The following is a 910-nucleotide window of genomic DNA, read 5'->3' on the forward strand; positions in this document are numbered from 1 at the left end:
GTGAATACGAGAAAGGCGCGACCGTCGACGACGCCGACGTCGCCTTGCTCCACGGCCCAATGGAATATGGATACAAATCCCTGACGGTGCCGCTCGTGAATGTCAGGGCAACGCTCGACAAGTTGGAAAGCGAAAAGCAACTTGCATCTGCCATGCGGGTAAGGCTTGAGGAGGGTGCTTCTCGAATCTTCTTCAAGGAACGGACCTGGCAATCGATCGTCGCCGATTGTGACATGGCCAACATGGCTGTCCCCCGGGATTTGCTTTCGCTGCTGGTCTCAAACGCCGTCGATCAGAAACGGATTGATGCTCTTGCTCTTGTGGAAGCTGTTCGCGCCATCAGTGACTTCCCCCTTGATAGAGAGATTTCCTGGCATATGAACGAGACATTTGTTTCGCCCATTTAACAAGGGTATGCGCCGCTTAGCGCAACTATGGATTGTGTCACGCGTTTTTCACGGGCTCTTCGCCGTCATCCCCAATATGTTCTTCAGAGATTTTGGAGATCGAGATGAGCGCCACTTCTGCAGGTAATCCGGATGACTCAAGCCACAATGCAAGATCCATTGAGGAATTGGATGAGCTCATCGCGCTCGCCCGAATGATCACTTACGCAAGATACGCGGCACAGGACGTTGAGCTTGTCAACGCGACGCATTGGCTCGACCTGGCCCTGAAGGCCGTTACCCGCGAAATCGGCGATGGCGCTGAAATGGGGCTGCCCGACCTGACGCTATCCGTGGACGCCATTAATCTGCACAAGCACTAGCCCGGCCGACGAAGCTCGGCCATGGCTCGTTGCTTCATCGTCGCGGTTAGCGAAGTCGGTTGGGCAAAAAGCCAAGCCTGTTCGACGGCGCAATGCCATAACCTGTGTAATAGCACGCAACGCAGCCGCCCGGCTGCGAAG

2 protein-coding genes are annotated in these 910 nt (G+C 55.4%); both read left to right on the top strand.

Annotated elements, in window-relative coordinates:
• A partial coding sequence (locus C9413_RS32465; protein WP_246703919.1) for a TfuA-like protein occupies nucleotides 1–407 on the top strand: 407 nt, incomplete at its 5' end.
• 104 nt (nucleotides 408–511) lie between these two features.
• Nucleotides 512–769 (top strand): hypothetical protein, encoded by a 258-nt coding sequence (locus C9413_RS32470; protein WP_040116029.1) that lies wholly within the window; start codon nucleotides 512–514, stop codon nucleotides 767–769.
• Nucleotides 770–910 lie beyond the last annotated feature (141 nt).

This window comes from Rhizobium sp. SEMIA 4085 (assembly GCF_013004495.1).
Classification (GTDB): Bacteria; Pseudomonadota; Alphaproteobacteria; order Rhizobiales; family Rhizobiaceae; genus Rhizobium; species Rhizobium gallicum.

Excerpts from the sequence above, each read along its gene's own strand:
- C9413_RS32470 (WP_040116029.1), top strand. The coding sequence starts at position 512 with ATGAGCGCCACTTCTGCAGGTAATCCGGATGACTCAAGCCACAATGCA.